We start from the raw sequence: 16,579 nt of genomic DNA, 5'->3' as shown, positions 1-16,579 counted from the left end.
GCTGTCGAACGCTACTCTACTCTATTTTTAAACGTCGCACGTTGTGCCACGTGGATGAGTAGAGGCAAAGCGAATAGCGTTACTTGAACTAACGTCGCTTCGCGCAAAAAAATAAAAAGGTCGTGACTTTGCAAAAAATCACGCCCTTTTTCTGTAAATTAGATCCCGCCTAAACGCTCGGCTAGCGTTTTATAGCGTTCAACGTCGCCACTGTCGAAAAGTGGGTTACCGTCGGTGTCTTTATCTTTCGAAACCAAAAGGCTTTCACGCTCAAGGCGCTCTACGCGCACTTCTTGTACGCCAAGAAAAGCAGCCACTTCTTTAACAGTCATCAAACTCATTGCAATATTTCCTATTTTTGGTTGTTCTTATTGAGGATTAACAGGTTCCAACGCCGAACAAAGCGCAGAACATAACGTTAAACAAAATGATGTTACCCACTATTACATCAAAAGCTCTGGAGATAAGACATTATCCAAAAGGTGTAGAAAAAGCCAATTGGGCTGTTTGAATTCTGACCGTGAATAAGGCGAAAACACCGCTTAGAAATGACAAACACTTCTCCCTACGCTTTAGTAAAGCGCACTTTCGTTATTTTTCGAGTATTTTTTGCAGGCTCTAGATAAATGAAAAACAATCATGCCTTAAAAGGTGTTTTTAACTAAGTCAGCTTGGTTTACCATTGCGCGCCATCACAGCCAATCTTGGGTTATACTCGTTGGCCTATGCAATCAAACGCTTACACCGGAGATAGTTAAAAATGGATACCTGGTCTGCTGCCATCATGCTCTTTTTGATCATGGACCCGCTCGGTAACTTGCCTGTATTCATGTCGGTGCTTAAATCGATTGAGCCAAAGCGACGCCAATTTATTCTTATTCGCGAGTTACTGTTTGCCCTAGGTATCTTATTTCTATTTTTATTCAGCGGGCAATCTGTGCTTAATTTTTTGAACGTTGAGCAGGAAACCGTCAGCATAGCAGGCGGTATTATTTTGTTTCTTATCGCACTTAAAATGATATTTCCTTCAACCGGTAACCCCAGCGGATTGGCGGTAGGTGAAGAGCCGTTTCTGGTACCTCTCGCTATTCCTATGATTGCTGGGCCGTCCACATTAGCGGCGCTGATTCTGCTTGCGAATCAGGCACCAGATAGAATGGTTGATTGGTCGATAGCGCTTGCCGCTTCGTGGTCGATAAGCGCTGTTATCCTTTTATTTTCAAATGTATTTCATAAAATTTTAGGGGAGCGAGGTCTAGTTGCTATGGAGCGATTAATGGGTATGATCCTTGTTATGATCGCTATTCAAATGCTGCTTGATGGCGTTACTTCATATTTCATGCATGCCACTGGAGCACTGTAAATGGCAAAGCAAAAACTAAACACATTTGGGCGAGTACGCGCCCTGGAAGGCTGGAAAGCCGTTGCATTTGGTGCTGCATTGCTTGAGCGAATGCTGCCTAACTACACCCTTTTTTGTGACTTAACCGAAAGTGGTGATGCAAGTGCGCTGCGCAATTGCTTAAATTTAGTTTGGGAGACCCTGAAGTCGCCTAAAAGTAAATCCAATATCGCAGTGCAGCTTGAGAAGGTAGAGGTGGCAACACCAGATACCAGTGAATTTGATAATTATGGCGTGTATCCAGCCATCGACGCTGCAATTGGGTTAGCTGGGTTACTCAACTTGATGGCGGGGGATGATCCTCAAGGTGCCGTCGTAATTAGTAAGTTGTCTCAGGGTAGTGTAGAGGCCTACTTACTTGCCACAGAAGAAGCCGACGACGAGAGCGTTAAAGTTCACCCGCTCATGGAATTTGAAGTCGAGGTGCAAAACGAATTGCTCGATTACGTAGAGCAAGCCAAGTATCCAGCGAAAGCGGCAGATGAAATGAAAGCGCTGGCGCTTGAGGCGGGCATTTCTAATATCGGCCTAGAACTTTAATTCGAGGGATGTAGGCAAGCCCCACCCTTTACAAGAAAGCGTTGAGTTTCACCTTAATTACGCCGCGTAACAGATAAACGGTTGCGGCCTAATTCACTTCTATAAGCATATAGCGTAGCGCGCTGGTTTGCTTATCTTTAATAATGTTCCAGTGGGCGGGCAGCAATGGGGTAACGAGAGCGCTTTCGTGCTCTAGGTAAATAACACTGCCGCTTTGTACTAGGTTATTATCGACGATAGCTGCTAGCGTGGGAGCGACTAATCCTTTTGCGAAGGGCGGATCTACAAAGATAATATCGTAAGGCGCGTCACTGATACCCTTTAATATATTCAAAGCATCACCTTGATGCACCCCTGTTGCCGCGGTATTACTGGCATTAACTAAGGTGAGATTACTTTTCAATTGAGTAGCGGCCTGCTTATCGAGTTCGATAAAGTCGCAGTGTGAAGCATAGCGCGATAGTGCCTCTAAGCCTAAACCGCCAGAACCAGCAAAAACATCAAGGCAACGGGCGTTATTTACGTACGGCATCAACCAGTTAAACAGCGTCTCTTTATTTCTGTCGGTTGTGGGCCTTAAACCTTCTGCATTAAGCACAGGTAGCTTTCTACCTCGCCATTGTCCACCAATAATTCGGATTTGCCCGCTGCTATTTGCACTGTGGGCTCTGGCATTTTTAGAAGAATGACGTTTTTTTGCAGAAGATGTTGCCCGAGTAGGGCGAGAAACTCGCTTCATAGTGGCTGACAATGGTATCATGCGTTCATACAATAGGCGGCAAGTGTAGCCGAATTTGCAAAGAATTTATAAGGATTTGTCCTAACTATGTCGAAACTTTTTGGCTGGTTCAGTAAGAACAAAAAAGCAGAGAAACAAAAAGCGCAAGCCGAAGAAGAGGCGCGCTTAAAAGCTGAAGCCGAAGCAAAGGCTAAAGCCCAAGAAGAAGCAGAGGCTCGCGCTAAGGCCGAGGCTGAAGCGCAGGCGAAAGCGCAAGCGGAAGAAGAAGCTCGCTTAAAAGCAGAGGCTGAAGCACAGGCGAAAGCGCAAGCGCAAGCGGAAGAAGAAGCTCGCTTAAAGGCAGAGGCTGAAGCACAGGCGAAAGCGCAAGCAGAAGAAGAGGCTCGCTTAAAGGCAGAGGCAGACGCCCAGGCGAAAGCGCAAGCGGAAGAAGAAGCTCGCTTAAAGGCAGAGGCTGAAGCGCAGGCGAAAGCGCAAGCGGAAGAAGAAGCTCGCTTAAAAGCAGAGGCTGAAGCACAGGCGAAAGCCCAAGCGGAAGAAGAGGCTCGCGCTAAGGCAGAGGCTGAAGCACAGGCGAAAGCCCAAGCGGAAGAAGAAGCTCGCTTAAAGGCAGAGGCTGAAGCACAGGCGAAAGCGCAAGCAGAAGAAGAGGCTCGCTTAAAAGCTGAAGCCGAAGCCAAGGCTAAAGCCGAAGAAGAAGCGGAAGCTCGCGCTAAGGCCGAGGCAGACGCCCAGACTCAAGTCCAAGACAAACCTAAAGAGAAGAAATCGCTTTTTGCACGGTTAAGAGAAAGCTTATCGCGTACTAAGGAAAATTTAGGTAGCGGCATAGTAAGTCTTTTCAAGGGCAAGGCTATCGATGATGAGCTTTACGAAGACCTAGAAACTCAGCTTTTAGTTGCAGATGTGGGGATGGATACTACGCAGAAGATCATTACTCATCTTACCGACAGCGCGTCGCGCAAAGATCTTAAAGACGCTGAAGCGCTGCTTGAAATTTTAAAGCAACGAATGTCTGGAATGCTGTCGGAAGTTAACCAGCCATTGTCTGATGTTATGCAGGCGCATGACGCAAGCGAGGGGCCGTTTGTTATCTTAATGGTGGGCGTCAATGGCGTAGGTAAAACTACGACTATTGGTAAGCTGGCTAAGCAGTTTCAGCAGCAGGGCAAAAAAGTGATGCTTGCTGCAGGTGATACGTTCAGAGCCGCAGCTGTAGAGCAGCTTCAGGTATGGGGAGAACGCAACGATATTCCGGTTATCGCGCAGCATACGGGGGCAGATAGTGCGTCGGTACTTTACGATGCACTAGAAGCAGCGAAGTCGCGCGGCACAGATATCCTTATTGCCGACACGGCAGGGCGCTTGCAAAATAAGAACAACTTGATGGAAGAGCTTAAGAAAGTGGTTCGCGTAATGAAGAAAATTAATCCGAATGCGCCTCACGAAGTTATGCTTACATTGGATGCAGGTACAGGGCAAAACGCCATTAGCCAAGCCAAGTTGTTTAATGAAGCCGTGGGCTTAACAGGCATCACGCTTACCAAGTTAGACGGCACAGCAAAAGGCGGCGTTATATTCTCTATTGCCGATAAGTTTAAAATTCCTATAAGGTATATAGGTGTTGGCGAAAGCATTGATGATTTACGCCAGTTTGACGGACAAGAATTTATTGATGCGTTGTTTAGCGAAATGGACACACCTGAAAGCTAAAACCAGCAAAGCGGTAGGGAAAAATAATGATAAAGTTTGAGCAGGTAAGCAAAACCTATCCGGGCGGACAACGTGCGCTAAGCAAGGTGAATTTTCATATTGCGCCGGGTGAAATGGCCTTTTTGACAGGGCATTCTGGCGCAGGAAAAAGCACGCTACTTAAACTTATCAGCCTAATGGAGCGCCCAACAGTAGGGCGCGTTCTTATTAATGGCCATGACCTTAACGCCATTACCCGTCGAGATATTGCCTATATACGCCGCGATATCGGCATGATCTTCCAAAGTCACCAGCTGCTAATGGACAAGTCGGTTTTTGACAACGTGGCGTTACCGCTAGTCATTGAGGGTTACACCCACAAAGAAATTCGCAAGCGCGTAGAAGCTGCGCTTGAAATGGTAGGGCTAAGAGATAAAGCGCGTTGCCTGCCTATTACGTTGTCTGGTGGTGAGCAGCAGCGAGTGGGGATCGCGCGAGCAGTAGTAAATAAACCCCCGTTACTGCTGGCAGACGAACCGACCGGTAACCTCGACCCCAAGCTTTCTATGGAAATTATTCGTCTTTTCGAAGACTTCAATCAAGCGGGCGTGTCAGTACTTATTGCAACCCATGATTTAGGGCTGATTGCTCGCATGCGTTATCGCACGCTGACCCTCAAAAATGGTCAAATGATCACCGATGGCCTTACTGATGATCTTGATGGCACAAGTTCAGCCAGCAGTGAAGGAGCCTGGTCATGAGTATTTTGTTTAAAGGGCGTGCAAAAGGGGCGTCTTCTGCCAAAGTGGGCTTTATTCAATCTATTGTGATGTTCTTTGTCAGCCATGTACGCCAAGCGCTGGCGAGTCTTGGAGAGCTGTGGCGTCAGCCGCTGGCATCTTTAATGACTATTGGGGTACTAGGCCTGAGTATTACGCTACCTAGTACGCTTTATATCATGGTGAAAAATACTGAGAAAATTACAGCAGGCTGGGATCAGGCTTCAGAAATATCTCTGTTTTTAAAGCCAGATATCAACGCGGCAAGTTCGCAACAGCTGGTGGCACGATTAAATAGCTGGTCTGAAATAGACAGCGTTGTTTATATTCCAGCGGATGATGCGCTTAAAGAATTTCAGCACTTGTCAGGATTGGGCGATGCCATCGCCTATCTAGAGAAAAACCCACTGCCTGATGTAGTGCTAGTAACGCCAAACGAAAAACACGCGTCGCCGACGGCAGCGAAAGCACTGCTAGATAAACTGCGACAGCAGCGTGAAGTTGATATAGGTAAACTGGATATCGAATGGTTAGAGCGTTTATATGCCGTTATCGATATTGCTAGAGACTTGGTTACGCTAATAGGATTACTACTTTTCATCGCCGTTGTACTAATTATTGGTAACACCATTCGTCTGAATATTTTGAACAAGTATGACGAAATCGTAGTGATGAAGCTGGTTGGCGCAACCGATGCGTTTATCCATCGCCCGTTTTTATATACAGGCTTCTGGTATGGCCTATTGGGCGGACTAATGGCGTGGTTTGCCGTTATTATCATACTATGGTGGATGGATAGCAGCATCACTACGTTTGCCGCTATGTATCAGAAGGATTTCAACATTACCGGATTAACCGGTTCTGCATTGCTGACTATGCTGGGACTATCGGTGCTGCTCGGTTTACTGGGCTCACTTATCTCTGTGCAGCGTCATGTAAGGGAAATAGAGCCCAAGTAGTCGTAGACGTGAGTATACTTACACGCCTACAGTGCAAAATATATAAGTCACTGTATGACGTTATTGGTGGTAAGTAGGCGTGTTCTTAGTTTTGTACTTAAGCTATCGCACGGGGGTAGTGTGAGGAGATAGCGCTGCGCACTCCATTGCCCCAAATGATGGCTTGGTTATACAGCATATGCAGCTGCTTCTGGTCAATATTGAGCACTTTAGCTTGTTTTATAACATTCATCCAAAGGGCGCTTTCAAAGGCGCGAACCAAAGTCATATAGCTGTTCATTTCTAAGTTCTTGCCAAGTAGTGCATCGTTAACCTCATCGGAAAGCGGCAGCTGCTTTACAATGTCTGTCATAGACTGATCAAGTAACCCTTCAAGAAGCGAAAATAAACCAACCAAAAAGGAGATGGGCGGATTATTTCTAAGACCTCTACGCTCAGCAAGTAAGTCGAAAAACTTAGCGCGAACTAACGACATATGAATGATTTCAAGGGGCTTTTCATCGCCTAAGTTAGTTAAACTTAACAAAGCGATGAATTTCTTAATCTCTACTTCACCCATGTAATTAAGCGCGTGCTTTAGTGATGTAATTTTGTAACGCTTATTAATAGTGGGGTTATTGATAAACTTCAGCAATAAGAAGCTTAAGGTGGCGTCTCGCTCTATAATTTGGCTGATACGGTCTATGTCAAAGTCGCTGCTAGAGCTTTCGCCCATCAAATCAACAATGTTCATTTTAGACGCAGGAAGCTGTCGTAGAATACGTGCTTCCGGTTGCGAGAAAAAATAACCCTGGAAGAAGTCGAAACCCAAATCTACGCACGTTGAAAAATTATCTTGCGTATCAACCTGTTCCGCCACTAATTGCACGTTCGCATCGTGATAGCGCGGAATGTGCTTTTCAATGGTCTCAAAGCGGGTTTTTGTCACATCGACTTTCACAATATCGATAAGAGGAAATATGTCGTGTTTTGAACCCACCATCATGGGATCATCGATAGCTAGCTTAAAGCCAAGTTGCTTTATGTGCTGGCATGCTTCGAATAGTCCGCTGGTGTTGTCGGTTGGATCAGCCAGTTCAACCACTACCGACTCAGGGTTAAGCGATGTAGGAAAGCGCGAAATAATTGTATCTGACGAGAACGTGATAAAAGACGTTTTTTCGCCGCTGATATCATCAAGCCCAAGTGGATGGAAGTGCTCAGAAATGTACTTAGCTTTCTCTTCGTTATGTTCCGGATAAGCACCAGACTTCCCATCTCTGAACAGAAGCTCATAGGCGAAAACACTTTTGCTTTTATCTAAAATAGGCTGGCGAGCTATAAACGCGAACATAATCTATTCCTGATACAACACGGTTAAGGTTATTTTTATTGTTATATTTAGAGGCTTAGCTAGCGCTACGTCACACGCTAAGGTTAGGTGTTCTTTAATGTGTCATCCAAAAGAACTGACCCTAGTCTATGATATGTAAGCGCAATCTAACAACTATTCAACGATTAATTTCACATCAACTGGCGTAATCGTAGGCTTAGTTGTCGTTCAAAGCGGCCTTATGAATGTGTTTAGCCCACTTTATCGCTTCGTTGTAATAACTATGCAGAAGACTCTGTTTAACACCATACTTTGTTGCGAATTGCTGAATGCCCGTCCATTTAGCTCTTTCAAAAAATTGTGACAGCGTCAGACAGTTGCGAAGCACACCAGGGCTTCCGCACAGGGCATCTTTAACGTCGTCACTAATTGGAACCTTGCTGACCAAATCGTCAATTCGCTGTTCCATCATGGCATCAAGCAAAGAAAGCAGGCCAGTAAGAAAACCTTTTAACGGGTCATCGGCACCTTTAAGCTGGGTGTAGACCAGTTCACAGAACTTTGCGCGAACAAGCGCCATTTGCATTAGCTCAGTAGGCTGACCATCGCTTAGGTTTGCAAGAGCCAGCAATGATATGAACTTCTTCACTTCTACTTCGCCCATAAAGGTTAACGCGTGTTTAAGTGACGTTATTTTATGTCGCTTGTTGACCAGAGGATTGTTGATAAACCGCAGCAGTAAGTAGGTAAGCGAGGGATCTCGTTCAATGATTTTGTTTACTTCATCGAAATTAAGTTTTGCTTGGCTACTTAGCGTAAGTAACTCCATCATAGTTAGGCTGCTGGGCCCTAACTTTCTGTGCCTTACAATTTCGGGTTTAGCTAGAAAGTATCCTTGGAAGTAGTCGAAACCCATATCTTTGAATTTATTGAATTCTTCATAGGTCTCAATTTTTTCTGCAACCAACTGTATTTTGTTCGACTTGAAGCGTTCGACAAGGGCGGGAATTTTTTCGTGGGGGATCTCTGTAATGTCAATTTTGACTATGCTGGTAAATGGAATGAATGCTTCCCACTTCCCTTTCATGTCATAGTCGTCAAGAGCAATAGGATAGCCAAGACCTCGAATATGTTTGCAAGCGGCTACCAGCGCATCATCAACGTCAACGGTTTCTACAATCTCAATGACCACTTTGCTTGCATCCAGAGAGGTCGGAAAACGAAACATAAGTGTGTCGCGGTGAAAGTTGATGAAGGCTTTCTTATCTCCGGTTATCTCCTCAATACCTAAGCTTAAATGGGTAGAGGTAAGAATTTTCGAGGTAGCCTCGTCAGGAGGTATATCGGGAAAGCAGTTATCTTCTCCAACACGAAAAAGTAGTTCGTAGGCGTAAACTTCTCTGTTTACATTAAATATGGGCTGTCTAGCGACGTAAGCAAACATCAAGATCCTCTTTGCTTCACTTGCCTTACTCCTTTCCTTAAGTATTTCCCTTCCAGTCTTTTATAATTGTTGTCTGGAAAATGCTGTACAGCGGTTGTAGTGCAAAATCGATTAATTCAATCTATTATTTTCAGTTTCCACCCAGAAAAGCAAGGTATAAGATGACATATACAAGGTTTATATACTGTATTGACGCGTAGGCACCTTGCTGACTTATCTTAGAGATAGTGGAAATCTTATGTTTCGGGTAACTAGCGTGTAATAAATAAGCGTTGGATTTCATACCAGTGAGATTAGCCTTCACTTTGGTATGTGTAATTAAAGTATAATGATGTAGTGGTTAAATGACCGACCCAAAGGCACGACGCCAGAAAGTGCAGCGTGTCATTCGATGTGAAGTCGATAGTCTAGGCTTAGTGTTTGCGGTGAATGCATTCGTAAATGGACCGCAAGCTTTAAAGTTGAACTTTTTTTCTTAATTTAGGTCTTGATATTGTAGAAATAGTCACTATACCTACATATCGGTTAGACTTCATATCTTAATTAGGTCTCGCGCAGCTTCGGTTACTTTGCTAATATGAAGCGGCAATAAATGAGGTGAACAATGAGCAACAATTTGCAATCTATGGCCCTGTCAGTGCCACACAGCGGTAGCATTGAAGGCTACATCCAAGCTGTAAGCAGCATTGATATGCTTAGCGCTGAGGAAGAGCGCGAGTTGGCAGTGCGCCTTCGCGAAGACGAAGACTTACAAGCCGCTCGTAAGCTAGTAATGTCACATCTTCGTTTTGTTGTGCACATTGCAAAATCTTACTCAGGTTATGGCTTACCACAAGCCGACTTAATTCAAGAAGGTAACATCGGTCTGATGAAAGCCGTTAAGCGTTTCGACCCAACAGTGGGCGTACGTTTGGTTTCTTTCGCGGTACATTGGATCAAAGCAGAAATTCATGAGTTTGTACTTAAAAACTGGCGAATAGTGAAAGTTGCGACAACCAAAGCGCAGCGCAAACTGTTCTTTAACCTTCGTAAGGCGAAGAAGCGTCTTGGTTGGTTTACTCATGACGAAGTGCAAACAGTAGCGAACGAATTAGGCGTGAGTACAAAAGAAGTGCTTCAAATGGAAGCGCGTATGAGTTCTCAAGACCAAGCGTTCGATTTAACTGCGGACGAAGATGAAACAGGCAATTTTGCGCCAGTTCAGTATTTAGAAGACAAATCTTCAGATGTTGAAACTGACGTAATCAACAACGACTGGGATACAGCGGCGAGCAAGCGCTTGTACTCAGCGATTAAAACGCTAGACGAGCGTAGCCAAGATATCATCGAAACTCGTTGGTTAGCAGACAACAAGATTACTCTGCAAGACTTAGCTGATAAATATCAGGTTTCTGCAGAGCGTGTTCGTCAAATTGAAAAGAACGCGATGAAAAAGCTTCAAGCAGCTATGGTCGCGTAGTACACGCAGTGCATAGCTTACACATAGCTTAACGACGTAAAAAGCGCCTTAACGGCGCTTTTTTTATGAGTGGATTTTTGTTCTTAGTGACGGCTCGTACGAATTAGTGATGATCGCTAATCCGTAACGCTACTCTTCTTCATTTTTAGAGGGAGGAAGTACGTAGAATACCCCTTCAAATTCCGCCACAGGGGTGTCGCCATCTAAAATTGCCACACTCAGCTCAAACCTTGCCTTGTTGTCGTTCTCTAGCGGCTTGAATTTTCCAGACAAGGTTTCAATATTACAGATTGCCCTTGGTTTCATCGTGATGGGTTTGTGGTAATGGATATCACCATCGCCCAATACAATGTCACCGTCTAATCCACGCTCTTTAAGCTGCAAGTAAATCATGCCCCAGCCAGTTAGTGTAGCTAGAGAAAAAATACTGCCAGCAAACATAGTGCCGTGAATATTGATGTTTTTGTTTAATGATGCACGGGTTTCAAGCGTGCGGCCTGTGTACTGGTAAAGCTTAATTCCCATGTGCTCGGTAATGGGAATGGTCTCAGACCATGTCTCTTGCAGTGATTTACACCACTTAGGGTGAAGTACTAATGTGTTGTTTTCAGTGAACTTCTTGACCATTTGTTGACGTTTAAGCATGCCTAGTTCGTTAGGCGCTTCACGCTCAACTTCAAAGCCACATGCGCTAAAAAAGTCGATAGATATTTCGCGGCTGTTCGTTACAGCGCGCTCGGCGCCCAAGTCTTTCGCAACGTTTTCTAGTGCGGCCATGATCATTTGGCCTAAGCCCTTGCGTTGATGGCCTGGGTGAACCGCAATGTGACGAATTTGTGCCTCTTCGGCTGTGTTCAAATGAACACGGCCGCAAGCTACAATTTCGCCATTTCGGTTAGTAATAATACGGTGCTCTGCGACTTGCTCATATTCGTCTTTTTCAGAGCCTGGAGGGAAATTCCATGGCTGGCGTAAGTGTTCCCACCGAAAATGAAAATAGGCTTCAAACTCGGCATCGCTTTTTGGTGTGACTACCTTGTACACAATAAACCGGCCTTCTTAAATGAATGAACGAGTATTTAAACGTAAGAATACATGAGGTACAAGCTTAATTATGTAAGCAAGTTTGGGATGCTGACGAAGCGTACGATTTTACCCGTTATACGCCAAATTGAAAGGTGACGGGGCCGTCATTAATTAGGCCTACCTGCATATCAGCACCGAACTCGCCGGTGGCCACCACCATACCTTTATCTTTTAAAGACTGAACGAACTTTTCATAAATGGCTTGGCCGTGTTCTGGCGATGCACCGCGTGAAAAACCAGGGCGATTACCTTTCTGCGTATCGGCTACGAGTGTGAACTGAGAGACCACCAGTATTTCGCCTCCCACTTGCTCAACATTTAGATTCATTTTTCCGTCTTCGTCACTGAACATGCGATATCGACAGAGCTTATTTGCTAGTTTCTCTATTTCCGCGTCACCGTCTTCTTTCTCAACACCCAAGAGCACCAACATGCCTTTACCAATTTCGCCGATAACATTACCGGCAACGGTGACATTGGCTTCCGATACGCGTTGAATTAGTCCTATCACTTCGACGACTCCTGAATAAAGCGAGACATGTCGCGGGTAGCACGGCAGAGCGCGTAACCTATACTAGGCTCGGAAGTACTGTGCCCCGCGTCGGGGATAATTTGTAGCTGACTTTGAGGCCACGCTTTGTGAAGTGCCTCCGCCGCTTCTGTTTTGCAGATCATGTCGTAACGACCATGTACAATTGTTCCAGGAATATGACTTATTTTGCTAATGTTTTCAAGAATATAGTTTTCATCTAGGAAACATTGATTAGATAGGAAATGGCATTCCAATGTGGCTAAACAGGTGACTAGCTGCATAGGGTAATTAGTTGTCGAATCACCCACACCAGGTGGTAGAGTTATACGAGAAAGTCTCTCTTCCCATTGGTACCATCTTTTAAGCGCTGAATGTCTTAGTACATCATTGCTAGAACGCACCATTGCGCTATAGAAATCACACACTGAATTAGAGGTCACAGGCTTAGGCACATCTTTTGTAAATTTCCGGTAATACTCGGGAAATAACTGAGCTGCACAGCCATTTGGCGATAAAAACCAATCCCTGTCTTCCTGTCGAGCTAAAAATACGCCACGTAGAATGAGTCCTGTCACTCGCGGTGTGTACTTTAACGCGTAGAGCAGGGCGAGTGTCGAACCCCACGAACCGCCAAACAAGAGAAATTTTGGAATTGAAAGGTGTGTACGTAATGCTTCGATATCTTCAACATTCGACCAGGTGTCGTTATTTAGCGTGTCAGCTATAGGCGTAGAGCGGCCGCAACCACGTTGCTCATAGCCGACAATGCGATACTTATTGCTGTCAAAAAAGCATTTGTAATTAGGGGGTAAGCCTGCACCTGGGCCTCCGTGAATAAAGAGCACGGGGATGCCGTTTGGATTACCACTTTGCTCGAAGTAAAGCGAATGCCCACTTCCCACTTCGATAAATCCATTTTCATAGTAGGTAACATCGGGGTAAAGTCGTTTCATTTTGTTTCTGCGCGTTGTGTGAGTGCCTGTTTTAGTTTAGTTTATTGTTATACAAACGGTTGCGTGCTGACTGCTTCAACGCTGTTTATGCTTGTAAAATAAGCGATAAACCTCAAGTGTATACTATAGAACAAGTGTCATTACGTGCTAGCTAATCATATTATAGTCATAAATGCGAGGATGTTTATATGGCAGGTCAAGGATCGGGCGGTAATGTAATCGCCGCAATTTGTAACTTCTTTATTCCTGGTTTAGGTCATTTGGTTCAAGGCAGAATACTGGGCGCGCTGTTCTATTTCATTACCGTAGGCGTGTGCTATGCCCTGGCTGCGACCGTCGTTCTTGCTATCGTATTCTGGCCATTAGGTGCCATTTTGCATCTAATCAGTATTATAAGCGCAGCGCGCTTTAGAGGTGGAGTAACCGCATGAAGCTACTTGCATCAGCATTTGTTGCTATGCTTGCCCTTAGTGGGTGTCAGTCTGCATATTACGCAGCATGGGAAAAGGTGGGCGTTGAAAAGCGTGATATCTTAGTAGACCGCGTTGAAAACGCGAAAGAATCACAAGAAGACGCTCAAGAGCAGTTTAATTCGGCGCTGGAGGCATTCAGCGCGGCCGTTGCATTTGATGGCGGTGAACTTGAAGATGTTTACAATCGATTAAACGGTCAGTACGAAGATAGTGTTGCCGCCTCGGAAGAAGTGAGTTCAAGAATAGACAAGGTGGAAAGTGTAGCTGAGGCTTTATTCGATGAATGGTCTGAAGAGCTAGAGAAGTATGAGAACGCATCGCTGAAGCGAGATAGTGCGGCGAAGCTTCGCGAAACTAAACGTCGTTACGCTTCACTAATGACCGCTATGCGCAAAGCGGAAAGTAAAATGCCGCCGGTATTAAGCGCGCTTCAAGATAATGTGCTGTACTTGAAGCACAATTTAAATGCCAGCGCGATAGGCGCGCTGCAGGGCGAGCTCTCTACTATCGAGAACAACGTCGCTCAGCTTATCAGACAAATGAATTCTGCTATTGCAGAGTCTGATGCGTTTATTTCTTCAATGAAAAACTAGCTTTTAAACAGTAATAGATAGAGAGGGAGCGAGAAGCTCCCTTTTTTATTTTAAACCTGAAGGGCTGGTTATTCTTGAGGTACCTTGCGGGGTTCGTTCTCTGCTTTTCGGTTTTCAAACGCTTCACCCAAGCTGCAGGTAAATTCAGCACCAAACAGTACAATTATCCACGACAAATACACCCATAAAAACAGAATGGGTACCACCGCAAGCGCGCCGTAAATAAGTTCGTACGAAGGAAAGTTCGTAACATATAGCGCAAAGCCTGACTTGGTAATTTCAAAAGCGATAGTAGCCACGATAGCGCCCACCAGTGCGTGACGAGCAAAGACTCTTCTATTAGGAACCACCATGTATAAAATGGTGAAAGCAAGCATGGCTGCGCCGCTTGGTACAAGGCTGAGTAAGAAAGTACCAAGACCTGGTGTGTATTCTTCGGTGAATGCCGCTAATCCCGTCAAATAAGAACTGACCACCACACTAGAGCCGATTAACATAGGACCAAGAGTGATCACCATCCAGTAAATAGCAAAGGTATACACAATCGGTCTGTCACTTTGCGTACGCCAAATTCTATTCAGGGTTTTATCTACGTTTGATATAAGCATTAACGCAACGACCAGCAGCGACAAAATACCAATAGCACTCATTTGTGAGGCATTGCCTACAAAATCGGTCATGTATTTATGCACCACATCACTGGCGGTAGGAACAAAGTTGCTAAAAACAAAATGTTCGAGTTTGCTTCTCACAGATGCGAAGGCAGGAAAAGCCGACATAATGGTAAAGGTCACCATGATAAATGGTACTAAAGATAACAACGTTACATAGGCTAAATGCCCAGCAGAGATAGTAATATTGTCCTCTCTACAGCGCTTTATAAAGATGCTAAAGAGATCTCTAACCTGAGGAGTAACATTGTCATATAAGGCTTTAACCTTGTCTAAATCCACTCAATTTCTCCTGACGATACCGTGTAAATGGTAAACAGCGCGGTCTTATCTATGCGGACTGTTATAAAGCATCGATAGTTCATTACATGTTATATCAGATGGTAACTGCGGGTGGCCTTGGTGGCAAAGTTTAATGCAGGCTTTATACAACAAAGGCGCATTGACTGCGCCTTTTGTGGAGTGCTTCGTTAAAAAACGCAAGCACGGTCCTGATTGTCGTATGTATTAAGCGCCTGAACGCACGCCGAGCATGTGGCAGATGGCGTAGCTTAATTCACTACGGTTCAACGTATAGAAATGGAAGTGTTTTACCCCTTCTTTAGCGAGTACTTTAACTTGGTCCATAGCAATGTTAGCGCCTATAAGATTACGGGTAGCTTGGTCGTCGGCATCAAGGCCGTCGAACATTTTGTGTAACCATCCCGGCACATGAACATTTGTGAACCCCGCAAATTTCACCAGTGTTTGGTAGTTGGTTACCGGCAAAATACCCGGAACGATATCTAAGTCGACACCCGCTGCGGCTGCACGGTCTCTAAATCGAAGGTACACACTCGTATCGAAAAAGAACTGGGTTATCGCTTCTGTGGCACCTGCTTCTGCTTTGCGCTTAAGGTTTAGTAAATCAAACTGCGCATTTGGTGCTTCAGGGTGCTTCTCTGGATAGGCAGCAACAGAAATATCAAAATCGGCAACGTCTTTTAGCAAGGCAACAAGATCAGAGGCATACATCTCTGTCTTTTCTACTCCTGGCGGTAAATCGCCACGAAGCGCAACAATACGGCGAATACCTGAGTCCCAGTAGTCTTTTGCAATTTGCTTAAGCTCATCACGGCTAGCATCAACACAGGTCAAGTGAGGAACCGCCGCGACACCGGTTTGCTGCTGAATGCGTTTTACAACGTCGTGGGTTCTGTCACGCTCACCGCTATTCGCGCCGTAGGTTACCGACATGTAGCTTGGCTTTAGTGGCGCTAGACGTTCAACTGACTTCCACAGGGTCTGTTCCATGGCTTCCGTTTTAGGCGGAAAGAATTCAAAAGATACATCAATATCACGCAGTTCCGACAGGGACTGGTTTAATGCATCGATACCTTGTGCGTAAGAAACCATGGCTTTTTCTCTCAAAAATGTATTCTTATAGACGTTTAGACGTCTAAATTAAAGAATATATGTCTAGACGTCAAGAGGTTTACACTGCTCAATTGACCTTTTCGTGAACTTGTTTAGAATTTCTCTTCATAACATAAAAAAGAGTAGACCGAGTTAGTACAATGGCAGAATGGAACGGTAAATATATTCACCCCTACGCAGAGCATGGCAAGAAGAGCGAACAGGTAAAGAAAGTCACTGTCTCTATACCTATTAATGTGCTTAAGGCGCTTACTGATGAGCGTACTCGCCGCCAAATCAATAATTTGCGTCACGCCACTAATTCAGAACTGTTGTGTGAAGCATTTTTGCATGCGTTTACCGGTCAACCATTGCCTAACGATGATGACCTGCGCAAAGACAATCCTAATCGCGTACCGGCTGAAGCAAGACGCATTATGGAAGAAATGGGCATTGATCCAAGCTTCGAAAACGATGTGTCGGAAGACGACTGATATTTGGTATTAAAGAGAAACGGCGCTTTGTTATAAGTTATTGCTAGTTGATAACC

18 protein-coding genes are annotated in these 16,579 nt (G+C 44.9%); 9 read left to right on the top strand and 9 right to left on the bottom strand.

The genetic code is table 11. The annotated features are described in order from the left end of the window. Positions 1-158: 158 nt before the first annotated feature. Complete coding sequence (locus MASE_RS17295; protein WP_014950994.1) at positions 159-341, bottom strand: hypothetical protein; 183 nt, start codon at positions 339-341, stop codon at positions 159-161. A 419-nt stretch (positions 342-760) separates the two neighbouring features. On the opposite strand from MASE_RS17295, the gene MASE_RS17290 reads away from it, so the two are divergent. Next, complete coding sequence (locus tag MASE_RS17290) at positions 761-1,363, top strand: YhgN family NAAT transporter (protein ID WP_012519853.1); 603 nt, start codon at positions 761-763, stop codon at positions 1,361-1,363. After that, positions 1,364-1,942, top strand: coding sequence for a YjaG family protein (locus tag MASE_RS17285; RefSeq protein ID WP_012519854.1), 579 nt, complete (start codon positions 1,364-1,366; stop codon positions 1,940-1,942). A gap of 88 nt (positions 1,943-2,030) precedes the next feature. Here the strand turns inward: MASE_RS17285 and rsmD are convergent, their stop codons facing one another. Further along, the gene (rsmD, locus tag MASE_RS17280) at positions 2,031-2,702 is read right to left on the bottom strand and encodes a 16S rRNA (guanine(966)-N(2))-methyltransferase RsmD (RefSeq protein ID WP_023559942.1); all 672 of its coding nucleotides are present in this window, start codon (positions 2,700-2,702) and stop codon (positions 2,031-2,033) included. A gap of 66 nt (positions 2,703-2,768) precedes the next feature. Between rsmD and ftsY the strand changes: the two genes are divergently transcribed. Genes ftsY through ftsX form a run of 3 tightly spaced genes read left to right on the top strand, consistent with a single transcriptional unit; the run spans position 2,769 to position 6,111 of the window. Beyond that, positions 2,769-4,394 carry a signal recognition particle-docking protein FtsY gene (gene ftsY / locus MASE_RS17275; protein ID WP_014950992.1) on the top strand — a complete coding sequence of 542 codons (1,626 nt, stop codon included), beginning with the start codon at positions 2,769-2,771 and terminating at the stop codon, positions 4,392-4,394. Positions 4,395-4,420: 26 nt separating this feature from the next. Next, complete coding sequence (gene ftsE, locus MASE_RS17270) at positions 4,421-5,134, top strand: cell division ATP-binding protein FtsE (RefSeq protein WP_014950991.1); 714 nt, start codon at positions 4,421-4,423, stop codon at positions 5,132-5,134. Then, positions 5,131-6,111: a permease-like cell division protein FtsX gene (ftsX, locus tag MASE_RS17265; RefSeq protein ID WP_014950990.1), complete on the top strand. Its 981-nt coding sequence runs from the start codon at positions 5,131-5,133 to the stop codon at positions 6,109-6,111. Before ftsE ends, ftsX begins: the two co-directional genes overlap by 4 nt. Positions 6,112-6,208: 97 nt before the next feature. Here ftsX and MASE_RS17260 read toward each other — a convergent pair whose 3' ends face one another. Together MASE_RS17260 and MASE_RS17255 are read right to left on the bottom strand one after the other, a co-directional pair. After that, the gene (locus MASE_RS17260) at positions 6,209-7,444 is read right to left on the bottom strand and encodes an EAL and HDOD domain-containing protein (RefSeq protein ID WP_014950989.1); all 1,236 of its coding nucleotides are present in this window, start codon (positions 7,442-7,444) and stop codon (positions 6,209-6,211) included. A gap of 196 nt (positions 7,445-7,640) precedes the next feature. Then, positions 7,641-8,867, bottom strand: a complete 1,227-nt coding sequence (locus tag MASE_RS17255; RefSeq protein WP_014950988.1) for an EAL and HDOD domain-containing protein — start codon at positions 8,865-8,867, stop codon at positions 7,641-7,643. 604 nt (positions 8,868-9,471) lie between these two features. On the opposite strand from MASE_RS17255, the gene rpoH reads away from it, so the two are divergent. Beyond that, on the top strand, positions 9,472-10,326 hold the full coding sequence (rpoH, locus tag MASE_RS17250; protein WP_014950987.1) for an RNA polymerase sigma factor RpoH: 855 nt from the start codon (positions 9,472-9,474) through the stop codon (positions 10,324-10,326). A 129-nt stretch (positions 10,327-10,455) separates the two neighbouring features. Here the strand turns inward: rpoH and MASE_RS17245 are convergent, their stop codons facing one another. From MASE_RS17245 to pip, 3 genes are all read right to left on the bottom strand, one after another. Next, the gene (locus MASE_RS17245; RefSeq protein WP_014950986.1) at positions 10,456-11,370 is read right to left on the bottom strand and encodes a bifunctional GNAT family N-acetyltransferase/hotdog fold thioesterase; all 915 of its coding nucleotides are present in this window, start codon (positions 11,368-11,370) and stop codon (positions 10,456-10,458) included. 115 nt (positions 11,371-11,485) lie between these two features. Beyond that, positions 11,486-11,923: a D-aminoacyl-tRNA deacylase gene (gene dtd, locus MASE_RS17240; RefSeq protein ID WP_014950985.1), complete on the bottom strand. Its 438-nt coding sequence runs from the start codon at positions 11,921-11,923 to the stop codon at positions 11,486-11,488. Further along, positions 11,920-12,897: a prolyl aminopeptidase gene (gene pip, locus MASE_RS17235; RefSeq protein WP_014950984.1), complete on the bottom strand. Its 978-nt coding sequence runs from the start codon at positions 12,895-12,897 to the stop codon at positions 11,920-11,922. Before pip ends, dtd begins: the two co-directional genes overlap by 4 nt. Before the next feature lie 188 nt (positions 12,898-13,085). On the opposite strand from pip, the gene MASE_RS17230 reads away from it, so the two are divergent. After that, complete coding sequence (locus MASE_RS17230) at positions 13,086-13,328, top strand: hypothetical protein (protein WP_014950983.1); 243 nt, start codon at positions 13,086-13,088, stop codon at positions 13,326-13,328. Next, entirely contained in the window at positions 13,325-13,963 is a 639-nt protein-coding gene (locus MASE_RS17225) for a DUF2959 domain-containing protein (RefSeq protein WP_014950982.1), read from the top strand. The genes MASE_RS17230 and MASE_RS17225 overlap by 4 nt, the downstream gene beginning before the upstream one ends. A gap of 68 nt (positions 13,964-14,031) precedes the next feature. Here MASE_RS17225 and MASE_RS17220 read toward each other — a convergent pair whose 3' ends face one another. Together MASE_RS17220 and metF are read right to left on the bottom strand one after the other, a co-directional pair. Beyond that, entirely contained in the window at positions 14,032-14,916 is an 885-nt protein-coding gene (locus MASE_RS17220) for a virulence factor BrkB family protein (protein ID WP_014950981.1), read from the bottom strand. A gap of 225 nt (positions 14,917-15,141) precedes the next feature. Next, positions 15,142-16,029: a methylenetetrahydrofolate reductase gene (metF, locus tag MASE_RS17215; protein WP_014950980.1), complete on the bottom strand. Its 888-nt coding sequence runs from the start codon at positions 16,027-16,029 to the stop codon at positions 15,142-15,144. A gap of 161 nt (positions 16,030-16,190) precedes the next feature. On the opposite strand from metF, the gene metJ reads away from it, so the two are divergent. Continuing rightward, entirely contained in the window at positions 16,191-16,523 is a 333-nt protein-coding gene (gene metJ, locus MASE_RS17210; protein WP_014950979.1) for a met regulon transcriptional regulator MetJ, read from the top strand. The last annotated feature ends 56 nt before the right edge of the window (positions 16,524-16,579 follow it).

It is taken from the genome of Alteromonas macleodii ATCC 27126, assembly GCF_000172635.2.
GTDB classification, from domain to species: domain Bacteria; phylum Pseudomonadota; class Gammaproteobacteria; order Enterobacterales; family Alteromonadaceae; genus Alteromonas; species Alteromonas macleodii.
The sequence above is the reverse complement of the archived record's forward strand: the minus strand, read 5'-3'. Positions and strand labels throughout refer to the sequence as shown.